The 14,039-nt window shown below is 66.5% G+C and carries 14 protein-coding genes and 1 tRNA gene; 13 read left to right on the top strand and 2 right to left on the bottom strand.

Annotation, left to right across the window (positions count from 1 at the left end; all coding sequences use genetic code 11):
- Positions 1-2 precede the first annotated feature (2 nt).
- Entirely contained in the window at positions 3-1,460 is a 1,458-nt protein-coding gene (locus C8271_RS07955; RefSeq protein WP_106506848.1) for a leucyl aminopeptidase, read from the bottom strand.
- A gap of 96 nt (positions 1,461-1,556) precedes the next feature.
- Here C8271_RS07955 and C8271_RS07950 point away from each other — a divergent pair, with 96 nt between their 5' ends.
- The 11 genes from C8271_RS07950 (at position 1,557) to C8271_RS07900 (ending at position 11,926) form a co-directional block, all read left to right on the top strand.
- Positions 1,557-1,970, top strand: a complete 414-nt coding sequence (locus C8271_RS07950) for a hypothetical protein (protein WP_212591335.1) — start codon at positions 1,557-1,559, stop codon at positions 1,968-1,970.
- Positions 1,967-2,404: a hypothetical protein gene (locus C8271_RS07945; protein WP_106506847.1), complete on the top strand. Its 438-nt coding sequence runs from the start codon at positions 1,967-1,969 to the stop codon at positions 2,402-2,404. Before C8271_RS07950 ends, C8271_RS07945 begins: the two co-directional genes overlap by 4 nt.
- A 116-nt stretch (positions 2,405-2,520) precedes the next feature.
- Positions 2,521-3,624: a quinone-dependent dihydroorotate dehydrogenase gene (locus tag C8271_RS07940; protein WP_106506846.1), complete on the top strand. Its 1,104-nt coding sequence runs from the start codon at positions 2,521-2,523 to the stop codon at positions 3,622-3,624.
- A gap of 22 nt (positions 3,625-3,646) precedes the next feature.
- On the top strand, positions 3,647-5,014 hold the full coding sequence (locus C8271_RS07935) for a replication-associated recombination protein A (protein ID WP_106506845.1): 1,368 nt from the start codon (positions 3,647-3,649) through the stop codon (positions 5,012-5,014).
- Positions 5,015-5,147: 133 nt separating this feature from the next.
- Positions 5,148-5,774: a 30S ribosomal protein S4 gene (rpsD, locus tag C8271_RS07930; protein ID WP_106506844.1), complete on the top strand. Its 627-nt coding sequence runs from the start codon at positions 5,148-5,150 to the stop codon at positions 5,772-5,774.
- A gap of 136 nt (positions 5,775-5,910) precedes the next feature.
- Entirely contained in the window at positions 5,911-8,592 is a 2,682-nt protein-coding gene (gene alaS / locus C8271_RS07925; RefSeq protein WP_106506843.1) for an alanine--tRNA ligase, read from the top strand.
- Positions 8,589-9,119, top strand: a complete 531-nt coding sequence (gene ruvX, locus C8271_RS07920; protein WP_106506842.1) for a Holliday junction resolvase RuvX — start codon at positions 8,589-8,591, stop codon at positions 9,117-9,119. The genes alaS and ruvX overlap by 4 nt, the downstream gene beginning before the upstream one ends.
- Entirely contained in the window at positions 9,112-10,278 is a 1,167-nt protein-coding gene (mltG, locus tag C8271_RS07915; RefSeq protein WP_106506841.1) for an endolytic transglycosylase MltG, read from the top strand. Before ruvX ends, mltG begins: the two co-directional genes overlap by 8 nt.
- Positions 10,275-11,141, top strand: coding sequence for a shikimate dehydrogenase family protein (locus tag C8271_RS07910; protein WP_245921046.1), 867 nt, complete (start codon positions 10,275-10,277; stop codon positions 11,139-11,141). The genes mltG and C8271_RS07910 overlap by 4 nt, the downstream gene beginning before the upstream one ends.
- A gap of 150 nt (positions 11,142-11,291) precedes the next feature.
- Positions 11,292-11,377 (top strand) — tRNA-Leu (locus C8271_RS07905).
- Positions 11,378-11,461: 84 nt separating this feature from the next.
- Complete coding sequence (locus C8271_RS07900) at positions 11,462-11,926, top strand: tRNA (cytidine(34)-2'-O)-methyltransferase (RefSeq protein WP_106506840.1); 465 nt, start codon at positions 11,462-11,464, stop codon at positions 11,924-11,926.
- A gap of 28 nt (positions 11,927-11,954) precedes the next feature.
- Here the strand turns inward: C8271_RS07900 and C8271_RS07895 are convergent, their stop codons facing one another.
- Positions 11,955-12,452, bottom strand: a complete 498-nt coding sequence (locus C8271_RS07895) for a hypothetical protein (protein WP_106506839.1) — start codon at positions 12,450-12,452, stop codon at positions 11,955-11,957.
- A 172-nt stretch (positions 12,453-12,624) separates the two neighbouring features.
- On the opposite strand from C8271_RS07895, the gene C8271_RS13860 reads away from it, so the two are divergent.
- Together C8271_RS13860 and C8271_RS07885 are read left to right on the top strand one after the other, a co-directional pair.
- Positions 12,625-12,978, top strand: coding sequence for a DNA primase (locus C8271_RS13860; RefSeq protein WP_170957831.1), 354 nt, complete (start codon positions 12,625-12,627; stop codon positions 12,976-12,978).
- Positions 12,979-13,164: 186 nt separating this feature from the next.
- A complete protein-coding gene (locus C8271_RS07885; protein WP_106506838.1) occupies positions 13,165-14,037 on the top strand; it encodes an undecaprenyl-diphosphate phosphatase in 873 nt (290 codons plus the stop codon).
- The last annotated feature ends 2 nt before the right edge of the window (positions 14,038-14,039 follow it).

Here is a 14,039-nt window from a genome sequence, read left to right as displayed (position 1 = left end):
GCTCAGCGGGCGCGCTGCTCGAGGACGGCCAGCACGGTGCGTACGCTCATGCCGGTGGCGCCCACGCTGGTGTAGCCCCAGGGCTTCGCCGTGAATGCCGGTCCGGCGATGTCGATGTGCGCCCACTCCGTCTCGCCCACGAATTCGCGCAGGAAGATGCCAGCGGAGAGCGCACCGCCCGGTCGGTCGCCGATATTGGAGAGGTCGGCGACGCGGCCGTTGAGATCCTTGCGCAGCTCCTTGGGGAAGGGCAGCGGCCAGAACGGCTCACCGGAGGCGTCTGCGGCGGCGAGCACGGACTCGCGGCCGCCCTCGGTGCCCATCACGCCAGCAGTGCGGGTGCCCAGCGCAACCACGGCCGCACCGGTGAGGGTGGCGACGTCGATCAGCAGATCAGGCTCGGTCGCGGCAGCGTCCACGAGCGCGTCGGCCATGACCATGCGGCCCTCCGCGTCAGTGTTGAGCACCTCCACTGTGGTGCCGTTGCGCATGGTGACGACATCACCGGGGCGCTGTGCTCCACCGCCGGGCATGTTCTCGGCGAGCGCCAGGAAGGTGGTGACCGTCACGTCGAGGCCGAGCTTCGCGGCACCGATGGTGGCGGCCAGCACGGTAGCGGCACCGCTCATATCGGAAGTCATGTCATCCATGCCCTTGGCAGGCTTCAGGGAGATGCCGCCGGTGTCGAAGGTGATGCCCTTGCCCACCAGCGCCACGGAGCCGTGGGAGTTCGCGGGCGCGTAGGAGAGACGCACCAGACGCGGCGGCCGAGTCGAGCCCTGACCCACCCCAACGATGCCGCCGTAGCCGCCCTCGGCGAGCTGCTTCTCGTCCAGCACGGTCACCTCGATCGGTAGATCAGCGGTGAGCTCCTGGGCACGGGCGGCGAACGCGTCCGGGTACAGCAGGTTCGGCGGGGTGTTCACCAGATCGCGGGTGATGGCGACGACGTCGGCCAGAACGCCGGCGCGTTCGGCCGCGGACTTCCCAGCCGCCTCATCGGAGGCGATGACGGTGAGTGTTGCGAGCGCGGTCTTCGGCGACGATGCCTCGGTGCGGTGCGCAGTGAAGGCGTAGGCGCCGAGCGCAGCGCCCTCGAGTGCGGCGGCGCGCTGCTCATCGGAGGCGCCGGGCAGAGCGAGCGCGGCGTGGTCGGTTCCGGCGAGGCTGCGCGTGGCGGCGCCAAAAGCCATGCGCAGATCCTCCGGATCAACCTCATCAAGGGCCTCGGCGCCGACGCCGACGAGCAGTACGCTGCGGGCGCGGACACCCTCGGCAGCGGGCAGGCGGGTGAGCTCACCCGCATCGGTGGAGGCGTCAACAGCAGCAGCGAGAGCGCCGAGCTCAGGCATCTGCGGCACGAGCGGGCCGGCGTCGTCGGCACCGGCCAGGAGCGGGAGGAGGAGGACGTCGGCGTCGACGTCGGTCGGAGCGGCAGTGGTCACGATCAGTTCAGGCATGGACCTATCGTATGTGCACAGCTGCCCATGCGGTTGAGAATGCCCGCACTCGGGCCAGACCCTGCTGTGCGCCGTGCCCGAGAAAGGAGAGCATCGATGACGGTCCTGGTGATCACCGTTCACGTCGTGAGCGCGCTGACAGCACTGCTCGCGATCTACTACGTGGTCAAGGATCTCGCGGCCGATCTGGTGCTGCTGGGCGCGGCGCTGCTGGCCGCCCTCGTCTGGGGTCTCGAGGGGGTCGTGCTGCTCGTGCAGGATCTGGGTGGCGGCGCCCCACCGGATCGGATCACGCTCTACGGCTACGCGCTCACGGGCCTCATGCTGCCGGTGGCAGGTATTTGGCTGGGGGTGTTCGAGCGTTCGCGCTACGGCAGTCTCGTGATCGCGGTCGCTGTGGGCACCCTGATCGTGCTGCAAGTGCGGCTCGGACAAATCTGGCCAGCGGCGTATGGCGTCACCTCAGCTCTGGGCTCTGGCGTCGGGATCTATGGGGGAGCGGCGGCATGAAACAGCCCCCCACATCGGCCCGCGGTCCGGTCTTGGTGCTCCTGATCGTGTATGGCATCTTTGCGCTGTCAGCCACGGCACGAAGCCTGGTACAAATCCTGCGAGATTTTGAGCGTGCACCGCTCGCGTATCTGCTGTCCCTGCTCGCCGCACTCACCTACATCGCGATGACCATCGTGCTGCTGAGGCGCGGACCAGCGTCATGCGCAGCCGTGGCGCTCGTGGTGGTCGAGCTGGTGGGTGTGTTCACTGTGGGCACGATGTCGCTTCTGGTCCCGGCGTGGTTCCCGGAGGCAACTGTATGGTCCGAGTACGGAATCGGGTACGGGTTCGTCCCGGCACTGCTTCCCGTGCTCGCAGGAGTGCTGATCTGTCGCGCACGGTCGGCGGCCGGAAAACGACGCAGCACCCTGCATGTCGCCGACGGGAAGTGACCCCTCGCACCGGGATGCGGCGCGGATCCCAGACCCGGAACAGCGCGCACACCGATAACGGATGCACCGTTAAAGCACGGAGACGTCACGAGCACCCCGAAGCGGGCGAGGAGACCATGCACACACTGGACACGGATGAGCCCACGATCTACCGATTCCTCTTCCGCACACTGTTCAAGCACACCGACCCCGAGTGGGCCCACCACGCGGTGATCGACGCGCTGCGACTCGCCCAGGTGGTTCCCGGCGGCTGCGCGGTGCTGCGCGCCGTGTTTCACCACAGAGGTCAGGCGAATACACCGACCCGCCGCACGGTGCTCGGCCGTGAACACGAGAGCCCCGTGGGCCTTGCCGCCGGCTTCGATAAAGACGGACAAGCCGTGCGGGCGCTCATCGCCCTTGGATTCGGCCACGTCGAGGTGGGGACCGTGACCCCGCGACCGCAGCCGGGCAACCCCCGCCCGCGCTCATTTCGTCTGATGGACGATCATGCGCTCGTGAATCGGATGGGTTTCAACAACGCGGGGGCCGTGGCAATGGCCCGTCGCCTCGCGCGCCTACGACGCAGTGCAGCAGGCAGAGATGCCGTGGTCGGCGTGAACATCGGGAAGAACCGCACCACCGAGCTCGCCGATGCAGCAGACGACTACCGCGACTGCGCCCGGTTGCTCGCCCCGTACGCCGACTACCTCGCGGTGAACGTGTCGAGCCCGAACACGCCAGGCTTGCGGGATCTGCAGTCCGTTGACGCGCTGCGACCGCTGCTGGAAGCGGTGCAGGAGGAGTCGCAGGCCTGCCGTGCTCGCACCGGACGCGATGTGCCGGTGCTGGTGAAGATTGCCCCGGATCTGCACGATGACGACGTGCGGGCCGTGGCACACCTGGTGCGCGAGCTTGGCTTGGCCGGCGTGATCGCCACCAACACAACGGTGGAGCGGCCCACGTCACTGCGCAGCCCGCGCGGCCAGATCGAGCAGATCGGGGCGGGTGGGCTCTCCGGGCCGGTGTTGAGCGGCCGCGCACTCCACGTGCTGCACCTGCTGCGCGAGGAGCTGCCGCGTGACATGGTGGTGATCAGCGCCGGTGGAGTGACCACATCGGCGGATGTGACCAAGCGTCTGGCAGCTGGAGCAGATCTCGTGCAGGGCTTCACAGGTCTCATCTACGAAGGGCCAGGCTGGCCAGGTCGGATCGCTCGGGAGCTCGCCCGCACGGCCTGAGCACCCCGCCTACCCTGGATCTATGGACGACGACCTCTTCTCCGTCGCGGGTGATGAGCCAGCACCGCGTACGCTCTCGGATCGCAACCGGGACCATCGTGCCCCGCTGGCGGTAAGGATGCGCCCGCGCACGCTTGAAGAGATCGTCGGCCAGAAGAAAGCACTTTCTCCGGGAAGCCCGCTGCGCCGTCTCGTGGCCGCCGACGACTCACGCACGTCTCCGAGTTCGGTGATTCTGTGGGGACCGCCCGGCACCGGGAAGACCACCCTCGCCTATGTGGTGGCCTCGAGCGGGAACCGCGAGTTCGTGGAGATCAGTGCGGTGCTCGCCGGTGTGAAGGAGGTGCGTGACGTCGTCGATGCGGCGCGCAGCCGTCTGCGTACCACCGGTCGAGAAACCGTGCTGTTCGTTGATGAGGTGCACCGGTTCTCCAAGTCTCAGCAGGATGCGCTGCTGCCGTCGGTGGAGAACCGTTGGGTCACGCTCGTAGCGGCCACGACAGAGAACCCGCATTTCTCGGTCATCTCGCCGTTGCTGTCGCGCTCCATCGTGCTCACGCTCGAGTCGCTGGACCGCGATGACCTCGCTGTTCTGGTCGACCGCGCGCTGACCTCCCCTCATGGTCTCGACGGCGCCGTCACTCTCACTGATGACGCTCTGGAGGCGCTGCTACGGCTGGGCGGTGGTGATGCCCGCAAGATCCTCACCTCGCTCGAGGCGGCGGCGAGCGCCGCGCTGATGGAGCAGCGCACTGAGATCGACGCCCAGATCCTCGCCCAGGCTGTGAATCGGGCGGCGATCCGCTACGACCGTGCCGGTGACCAGCACTACGACATCACCAGCGCGTTCATCAAGTCGATGCGCGGCAGTGATGTCGACGCGGCGCTGCATTACCTGGCCCGCATGATCGAGGCGGGGGAGGATCCCCGGTTCATCGCTCGTCGCGTGGTGATCGCCGCGAGCGAAGAAGTGGGGATGGCTGATCCGACAGCGCTGCAGGTGGCGGTCGCGGCGATGCAGGCCGTGCAGTTCCTGGGCATGCCGGAGGGGCGGATCCCGCTCGCCCAGGCTGTGGTGCACATCGCGACTGCGCCGAAATCGAATGCTTCCTATAAGGCGCTCGATGCCGCGATCGCAGATGTGCGCTCCGGCCGCGGCGGCGCCGTGCCGCCGGCGCTGCGCGACGCCCACTACGCCGGCGCATCGACGCTCGGCCACGGCGAGGGCTACCGGTATGCGCATGACGCCCCGCATGGCGTCCTGAGTCAGCAGTACCCGCCGGATGACCTGGTGGGTGTTGACTATTACGAGCCCAAGCAGATCGGCGCCGAATCCGTGACCGCTCAACGGGTCAGCGCCCTGCGACGAATCCTGCGCGGCAGTGAGTGATCGATTCCACAGTGCGACTCGCGTGCCGATGACCGCACTGCGTTGAGCCGCAGCACGCGCCTCCGATACAGTGTTGCGCTGAATCCGCGGCTGCCTTACTGGATTCACCACACACGAAACTGAGGTAAACCTCGTGACCAACGTCATGCGTGCGCGCCGGCAGGCGCGCCTGTCCCGTGCTCTGGGCCTCCCGCTCACCCCGAAGTCGGTCAAGTACTTCGAGAAGCGGCCCTACCCCCCGGGTGAGCACGGTCGTGCCCGTCGTCGCACCGAGTCCGACTATGCGGTGCGTCTGAAGGAGAAGCAGCGTCTGCGCGCTCAGTACGCGCTGCGTGAGAAGCAGATGCACCGCGCCTACGTGGACGCCAAGAAGATGCCGGGCCTGACCGGTGAGTCGATGGTGGAGCTGCTCGAGTCCCGCCTGGACGCCCTGGTGCTGCGCGCCGGCTTCGCCCGCACCATCCTGCAGGCTCGCCAGGCTGTCACCCACCGTCACGTGCTCGTCGACGGCCAGATCGTGGACCGCCCGTCGTTCCGCGTGAAGCCCGGCCAGACCATTCAGATCAAGCCGAAATCCCAGGCCATGGAGCCGTTCCAGATCGCCGCTGAGGGCGGGAACTCCGACGTGCTCGCGTCGACCCCGTCGTACCTGTCGGTCGAGCTGGAGGAGCTCAAGGCCAAGCTGGTCTCGCAGCCCAAGCGCGCCGATGTCCCCGTGACCTGCGACGTGCAGATGGTCGTCGAGTACTACGCTCGCTGATCCACCCCCGGATCACCGTCCCGCGCCACGACCGCGGGAGTCACGACAGCCCCGGCAGGTGTACTCCGGTACCCTGACCGGGGCTGTCGTGTCTGACCTGACCAGCCCCGTCCGTCCCAGGAAGGACCCTGCTTCCATGCGCACCGCTGAGATCCGCCGTCGGTTCCTTGACCACTTCGGCGCGAAGGACCACCACATCGCCCCGAGCGACTCCCTCGTGGCCTCGGACCCCTCGCTGCTGTTCACGGTGGCCGGCATGGTGCCGTTCATCCCGTACATCGTCGGTACCGAGCAGGCGCCGTGGCCGCGGGTTGCAAGCGTGCAGAAGTGCATCCGCACCAATGACATCGAGAATGTTGGCCGCACCACCCGTCACGGCACGTTCTTCCAGATGGCGGGAAACTTCTCCTTCGGCGATTACTTCAAAGAAGGCGCGATCGATCTGTCCTGGGAACTGATCACCACCTCCCAGGAGGACGGCGGATTCGGCCTGGAGCCCGACCGCATGTGGATCACGCTGTGGGAACACGACCAGGTCTCCTACGACCACCTGACGAAGGTCATCGGACTGGACCCCGGCCACATCGTGCGGCTGCCGAAGGAAGAGAACTTCTGGTCCACCGGTCAGCCTGGCCCCGCTGGCGGCTGCGGCGAATGGCATTACGACCGCGGCCCCGAGTTCGGTCCCGAGGCCACGGGGGGCGCCGTGGATCCCGGTGGCGACCGCTACCTGGAGATCTGGAACCTCGTGTTCGACGAGTTCCTGCGCGGCGCCGGCACAGGTGCGGACTATCCGCTGCTCGGCGAGCTCGACCAGAAATCGATCGATACGGGGCTTGGCATCGAGCGCCTGGCGTACCTGCTGCAGGGCAAACAGAACATGTACGAGACCGATCAGGTCTTCCCCGTGATCGCCCGCACCGAGGAGCTCACGTCCCTCCGCTATGGCGCGGATGCCGAGGCTGATGTGCGTATGCGTGTGATTGCTGATCACGTTCGCTCATCAATGATGCTGGTGGCCGATGGTGTGCGCCCCGGAAACGAGGGACGCGGCTATGTGCTGCGCCGCCTGATTCGACGCGCCGTGCGCTCGATGCGTCTGCTGGGCCACGATGAGCCAGCGATGCCTGAGCTGCTGCCCGTGTCCAAGGACGTCATGGTCGAGTCCTACCCCGAGCTGGAGTCAGACTTCGCGCGCATTGCCGAGGTGATTCACACCGAGGAGGATTCCTTCCGGCGCACGCTGACCAGCGGCACGACGATCTTCGACCAGGTCGTCGGTGGCCTCACAGCGTCGGGCAGCACCACTGTTCCGGGTACGGACGCGTTTCGTTTGCACGACACGTACGGCTTCCCGATCGATCTGACTCTCGAGATGGCGCACGAAGTAGGGCTCAGCGTGGATGAGGCCGGTTTCCGCGCCGCCATGCAGGAGCAGCGCGAGCGTGCCCGCGCCGATGCCGCCTCCAAGAAGAGCGGCCACACCGATACCGCGCTCTACAACCGGCTGCTGAGTGGCCGTGGTGGCCCGATCACCTTCCTGGGGTACACCGAGTCCACTGTCGCCACGACGGTGGAGTCTGTTCTGGTGGATGGTGCCCTGGTGGATTCCGTACAGGCTCCGGCCGACGTGGAACTGGTGCTGGCCGAGACGCCGTTCTACGCCGAGGCCGGCGGTCAGCTTGCCGATCAGGGCCGGATCGCCCTGGCAGGCGGTGGCCTGGTGGAAGTGGATGATGTGCAGGCTCCCGTGAAGGGGTTGACCGTCCACCGGGGCCGCCTGGTCGAGGGCACCGTGGCGCCCGGTGATGGCGCAGTGGCGGAGATCGATACGGAGCGTCGCGGCGCGATTGCCCGCGCCCACACCGCTACGCACATGGTGCATCAGGCGCTGCGTGAGGAGCTGGGCGAGGGTGCCACCCAGGCCGGTTCGGAGAACTCTCCGGGGCGGATGCGTTTCGACTTCCGGTATGGGCAGGCGGTGCCCGCATCTGTGCTTGACCAGGTCGAGGGTCGGGTGAACACGCTGCTGCAGGAGGGGCTCGCTGTCACCGATCAGCAGATGCCGATTGATGAGGCGAAGGCACTGGGCGCTCAGGCGCTGTTCGGTGAGAAGTACGGCGACATCGTGCGTGTTGTCTCGATCGGCGGGGACTGGTCGCGTGAGCTGTGTGGCGGCACCCATGTGGACTCCACGGGCGTGCTCGGCGCCGTGCATCTGATGGGGGAGTCGTCGATTGGCTCGGGAGTGCGTCGTGTGGATGCGCTTGTGGGGCTGTCCGCCTACCGGCATCATGCCAAGGAGAAGGCGCTGGTCTCGCAGTTGTCCGAGATCCTCAAGGTCTCCGCCGAGGATGTCCCCGAGCGGGTGCGTTCACTCACCCAGCGAGTGAAGGACATCGAGAAAGAGCTCGCGGCGTTGCGTGGCGCCCAGTTGCAGGCAGAGGCTGGCCGTCTGGTTGACGCTGCCACCGACGTGCACGGCGTGCTCCTGCTCACTCATGACGCGGGTGAGGGCGTGGCTGCCGGTGACCTGCGCACACTCGTCATCGACCTGCGGTCTCGTCTGGGTGAGGACCAGCCTGTTGTGGTCGCAGCGACCGGTGCGCAGGATGGGCGGGCTGCTCTTGTGGTCGCCACGAACGCGGCTGCACGGGAGGCGGGTCATGCCGCCGGTGCCCTGCTGAAACTCGGTGCAAGCGCGATGGGCGGCAAGGGTGGCGGCAAACCCGATCTGGCCCAGGGCGGTGGGGGTGACGCCGCGAAGGCCGGTGCCGCGCTGGACGCGGTGCGTTCCGCGATCGCCGAGCCCGCATGAGCGGGCAGGAGGATGCGCTGCGCGGTGTGCGACTGGGCGTGGATGTCGGGGACGTCCGCGTTGGCCTGGCCCGTAGCGATCGTGACGGTCTGATCGCCACGCCAATCGCCACGCTTGAGCGGGACACAGCGATGTCACAGATCGTTGAGCAGGTTCGCGAGTGTGAAGCTCGTGCGATCATGGTCGGACTTCCGCGCTCCCTGAACGGTTCGGAAGGCCCCGCGGCGGCGAAGGCGCGAGTGTTCGCGCAGGAACTCGCCGATTCGCTGCGGGACTCGTTCCTGGCTGTGGAGGTGCGTCTTGTCGACGAACGACTCAGTACGGTCTCAGCGCATCGAGCGATGCATGCGTCGGGCCGTCGTGGACGTCGCCACCGTGAGGTCGTTGATCAGGTGGCAGCCGTGACGATTCTGCAGACTGCCCTGGAGACCGAACGCAGCACGGGTCGACGCGCTGGTGAGGCGGTGGAAGCCACCGACCGCGCAGGACAGACGGGTGCATCCGTGAAGGAGGACACCGATGGCTGACCGGGACGATGACCTGACGCTCGAAGACCTCGTCGATGAGCAGGCGGAGGAGCGGCGTGAGAAGAGACGGGGCCGCCGCCGCGGGCAGCGACGCTCGCCCGTAACGCGTTTCCTGCCTCTCGTTCTGGTGCTGTTCGTTGTCCTCGGAATCGGTGCGGGAGGCGTGTACGGCTACAACTGGGTGACCTCGAACGTGAACCTCGAATCGGAGGAGACGGACTACCCGGGGCCCGGAAGTGGCGAGGCGCTCGTGAACGTCGAGGAGGGTGACACCGGCACTGATATTGCGAAGAAGCTGGTGGAGGCGGACGTCATCAAGTCCACGGGCCCTTTCGTGACGGTGTTCTCGAACTCCCCGGATGCAGCGAATATCGAACCCGGCGTGTATCGACTCAAGAAGCAGATGGCAGCTGGGGATGCCCTGACCATGCTGCTGGATCCCAGTTCGCTCGCGGGCCATCGCGTGATCATCCCCGAGGGCGTACGAACGTCGAAGGTCTGGGAACGGGTGTCGAAAGCCACCGGGATTCCCGTCGAGGATTTCGAGAAGGAAGCGAAGGACTACACGTCGTTCGGCATCCCGAAGAATCCGGCGAACAGCCTTGAGGGCTATCTGTGGCCGGGCCGGTACGACATCCCGGAGGATGCGTCGGCGCGGGACGTCATCGCGATGATGTGGGGTGCGATGGAGGAGCAACTCACCGAGCGGAACATTCCCAAGGAAGACTGGCATCGGGTGCTGACCTTGGCTTCTATCGCGGAGAAAGAGGCGCGTGACGCGGAGGATTACGGCAAGGTGGTGCGCGCCATTGAGAACCGTCTTGCGGGTGTCGGCGAAGCGGGAGGTAAGCCCATGAGGCTTCAGCTCGACTCCACGATCGCGTACGTCACGGGCCGCGAGGCCATCTCGACCACACCGGAGGAACGCAAGGCGGACAACCCCTACAACACATACCTCCACGACGGCCTGCCCGCTGGTCCGATCGCCAACCCGGGAGCTGCGACCATCGAGGCAGCGCAGAACCCGCCGGAGGGCACCTGGCTGTACTGGGTGACGGTGAACACCGACACTGGTGAGACGAAGTTCGCCGATACCTACGCCGAGCACCAGAAGAATGTTGCGCAGTGGCGAGCATGGGCGGAATCGAAGGGCGGATGATGCGACGCTTCGCCGTGGTGGGATCGCCGGTCGAGCATTCACTCTCCCCGCTTCTGCACCAGACCGCGTACGTCGAACTCGGCATCGACGATGCGGAATACACCCGCTTCGAGATCGGTGCGGGACGGCTCGCCGCCTCGCTCCGCGGGGACGGGCCGTGCGCGGGGATCGACGGGTTCAGTGTCACCATGCCGGGAAAGGCCGAGGCATTCGCGCTGGCCGAGGAGCATGATTCCACCAGTGCTTTGCTTGGGGTCGCGAACACACTGCTTCGTCTGCCGTCTGGTGGCTGGCGGGCCGAGAACCATGACGTGTACGGCATTGCGCAGGCACTGCGCGACCACGGTGTGGAGAAGATCAGCACGCTGGGCATTCTCGGCTCGGGGGCTACGGCAGCTTCAGCGCTGTCTGCAGGGGCGCAGCTAGGCGCATCCACGGCTCTGATTTCCGCACGGGACCGGGGGAAGATCGATCTGCTTGCACCGGTCGCTGAACGATTGGGACTGCAACTGGCGCGGATCGACTGGGCGGATTCGCACCGTGTGCTTGAGGCCGACGCCGTAGTGTCGGCGCTCGCCCTGCCGGGAACCGAGGCCCTGGTGGAGGCGTGGGCGACCATCGCGTTGCCCACGTCGGCCCAGGCTGTCCTCGATGTGCTGTACGACCCGAGCCCGCCGCCGCTGGCTGCGCTGTTGCGCTCCCGGGGAATCGCGACGGCCGACGGACTCGACATGCTTGTGCATCAAGCCGATATGCAGCTGCGCTCCATGCTCGGAATTACCCAGGCACCGGTTGAGGCGATGTTCGCTGCGACCCGCGCTGTCGTGGCGGATGCGGAGAGTGTGGATAGCCCAGGGCGCTGAGCGAAGCCCTTCACGTGGTCGTCGAGGAGGCGCGCTGGCGCGTGATCGTCGCCACCAACAGGCCCGTTGAGCGTGCTCTGGTGGCGCCATGGCAGTGGTGTCGTGCTAGCCTCTACGAGTCGTCATGACAGTCTGTGTCGTGACTGCCCTGTCCGGGTGGCGGAATTGGTAGACGCGCTAGCTTGAGGTGCTAGTGACCGCTTGAGGTCGTGGGGGTTCAAGTCCCCCCTCGGACACGAACGAACCCCGTGGTCTTCGGACCCGGGGTTCTGCGTTGTGCAGCGCAGGGGCGCTGCGCACCGTCGAAGCGAGGAGCCTACGTGGTGCATATTCTCTTCCACGAGCCGCGTATCGCCGGCAATACCGGGAACACGATTCGACTAGCCGCGGTGACCGGTGCCCGGCTTCATCTGGTGGAGCCGCTTGGATTCGATTTCGAGGATGCGAAGCTCCGCCGCGCGGGCCTGGATTATCACGATCTTGCGGATCTCACGATCCATCCGACGATCGAACACGCTTTTGCTGCGCTCGAGGGCTGCCGTGTCTTCGCGTTCACCGGTCACAGCAGCATGGGCTATCAGGAGATCCAGTACAGGGACGATGATGTGCTGCTCTTCGGCTGTGAACCGACGGGGCTTCCCGACGATGTGATGGCACATCCTCGCGTGACGGCCCGGCTCCGGATCCCGATGCTCCCGGCACGCCGTTCGCTGAACCTTGCCAATGCCGCATCGATCGCCGTGTATGAGGCGTGGCGCCAGCAGGGGTTCGCTGGCGCCGTGTGAGCAGTGTGGATGCGTGACGGGGCGGTGGTCAGCTGATTCCGGTTGCGGATGTCAGCCAGGGTCCGGTGATGAGGCCGAGCGCTGGGGCGGCCAGCAGGATGGGGCCGACGGGGATTGCTGTGCCCGGTGTGCGGCTGCGCAGCATGACGGCGGAGCCGAACAGCCCAGCCAGCAGAGTTGCGGATGCGGCGCCTGCCAGCAATACGTCGCCACCGAGAACGGTGGCCATCAGGGTCACCACGAAGCAGCATTTCGCATCGCCCATGCCCAGCAGTGGGGGAGCGAATAGTGCGATCAGCACCGCCGCCACAGTCACGACGGCAGCGAGCACCAGCGCCGCCTGCAGTGGTGCACGCAGCTGAGGGAGTGCAAGAGCTGTGACGGCGAGCGCGACGGTGACGGTGGTGGTCAGGGCTAACACCTGCCGATTGGGCAGCCTGTGCTCTGCGCCGTCGGCGTAAGCGAGCAACATGGCCTGCGGTGTGTACAGCACCGCATAGACGATCAGGAGAACCAGGGTGGGCATGGTCGGTCCATTGCAGCATGCGACGGGATCGTGTGGCGCGGGGCCCGTGAGACTGTGGATGACCGGCTGGTGGGTATTCATTGTGCCGCGCCGCGCGGTCGGGGGCGTGGCATCACAGATGGCCGCCGCCGAAACGCTGGAATGACCGGGCAGAGGCCTGTAGATTCACGGCATGACGACGGATCCTCGCACCGCCCTCGCCGCGCTCATCGCGGCGCTCGAACGCCACTACGAAGCCGCAGCGTCCTCGCGAGACGATGACGACCCCGCCCTGGACGCCGCCACCGACAGGCTCACCAGCGCCTTCGAGGTATACGACGACGCTCTGTTTGAGGCCTACGACATCGCCACCCCGCTTGTTGTCTTCGACGGGGACGATGACGACGATGACGACGACTGGGATGACTTCGACGATCTCGATGACCTGGACGACCTCGACGATGACGACGACGAGGACGATGAGGACTGGGACGACGATGATGAGGCTGACGAGGATGACGACGAGGATGACACCTCCCGGCGGTGACCTCGGTGCGGATCCGAATTCCTGACGTCGTTCAACGGTCGTGATCTGCACCCGGATCGCGACTCGCCCCGCGCGGCGCCCGCTCACCGAGCTGGCGCCGCGTAATGTGTCCGGCGCACGTCGGACCTGACGCGCCCGCAGGGGCCGCCGCATCACGAGGCGACCCCACGAGAAAGGGATCAGCCCGTGAGCTTCCTCGACGCGATCATCCTGGGCATCGTCCAGGCTCTCACCGAATTCCTCCCCATCTCCTCGAGCGCACATGTGCGCGTGGTCGGAGAAATGCTGAATCCTGGGCAGGACCCCGGTGCCGCGTTCACCGCGATCATCCAGCTCGGCACCGAAACGGCGGTGCTGCTCTACTTCTGGAAAGACATCACGCGGATCATCAGCCGGTGGTTCCGGGCACTGGCAGGAAAGGTTCCGCAGTCAGACCCCGACGTGCGCATGGGCTGGCTGGTGATCATCGGGTCGATACCGATTGGCGTGCTTGGGCTCCTGTTCGAGAACCAGATCGATCACGCTCTGCGCAACCTCTACATCACTGCAGCCACGCTGATCCTCTTCGGCATCCTGCTGGGTATCGCTGACAGGATCGGCGTGCAGCGCAAGGAACTGCACCAACTCACCGTGAAAGACGGCATCCTGTACGGACTCGCCCAGGCGCTCGCCCTGATCCCGGGCGTCTCCCGCTCGGGTGGCACCATCACTGCCGGTCTGCTCATGGGCTACACGCGGCAGGCTGCCGCGCGCTACGCCTTCTTGCTGGCCGTGCCCGCCGTGTTCGCCTCCGGCCTGTACAAAGCAGCCAAGGACGTGCCCCCACTGCTGACCGCCCAGGGCCGCGAAGCCGCCGCTGCAGCCGGTGAACCGTCGCTCGCGGCCATCATCATCGCCACCCTTGTGGCCTTCGCCCTGGGTTACGCCGTGATCGTGTGGTTCATGCGCCTGGTGGAGAACCGCTCCTACATGGTGTTCGTGATCTACCGCATCGGTGCAGGCCTGCTGCTGTTCGTACTGCTCGGCGCCGGAATCCTGGATCCGCTGGCCGGCGCCTGACA

It is taken from the genome of Brachybacterium timonense (genome assembly GCF_900258505.1).
In the GTDB taxonomy this organism is placed as follows: domain Bacteria; phylum Actinomycetota; class Actinomycetes; order Actinomycetales; family Dermabacteraceae; genus Brachybacterium; species Brachybacterium timonense.
This window is presented reverse-complemented; position numbering and strand designations above follow the sequence as displayed.

Coding starts and splice junctions, on each gene's coding strand:
- C8271_RS07955 (WP_106506848.1), bottom strand. CDS start 1,460: ATGCCTGAACTGATCGTGACCACTGCCGCTCCGACCGACGTCGACGCC.
- C8271_RS07950 (WP_212591335.1), top strand. CDS start 1,557: ATGACGGTCCTGGTGATCACCGTTCACGTCGTGAGCGCGCTGACAGCA.
- C8271_RS07945 (WP_106506847.1), top strand. CDS start 1,967: ATGAAACAGCCCCCCACATCGGCCCGCGGTCCGGTCTTGGTGCTCCTG.
- C8271_RS07940 (WP_106506846.1), top strand. CDS start 2,521: ATGCACACACTGGACACGGATGAGCCCACGATCTACCGATTCCTCTTC.
- C8271_RS07935 (WP_106506845.1), top strand. CDS start 3,647: ATGGACGACGACCTCTTCTCCGTCGCGGGTGATGAGCCAGCACCGCGT.
- alaS (WP_106506843.1), top strand. CDS start 5,911: ATGCGCACCGCTGAGATCCGCCGTCGGTTCCTTGACCACTTCGGCGCG.
- ruvX (WP_106506842.1), top strand. CDS start 8,589: ATGAGCGGGCAGGAGGATGCGCTGCGCGGTGTGCGACTGGGCGTGGAT.
- mltG (WP_106506841.1), top strand. CDS start 9,112: ATGGCTGACCGGGACGATGACCTGACGCTCGAAGACCTCGTCGATGAG.
- C8271_RS07910 (WP_245921046.1), top strand. CDS start 10,275: ATGATGCGACGCTTCGCCGTGGTGGGATCGCCGGTCGAGCATTCACTC.
- C8271_RS07895 (WP_106506839.1), bottom strand. CDS start 12,452: ATGCCCACCCTGGTTCTCCTGATCGTCTATGCGGTGCTGTACACACCG.
- C8271_RS13860 (WP_170957831.1), top strand. CDS start 12,625: ATGACGACGGATCCTCGCACCGCCCTCGCCGCGCTCATCGCGGCGCTC.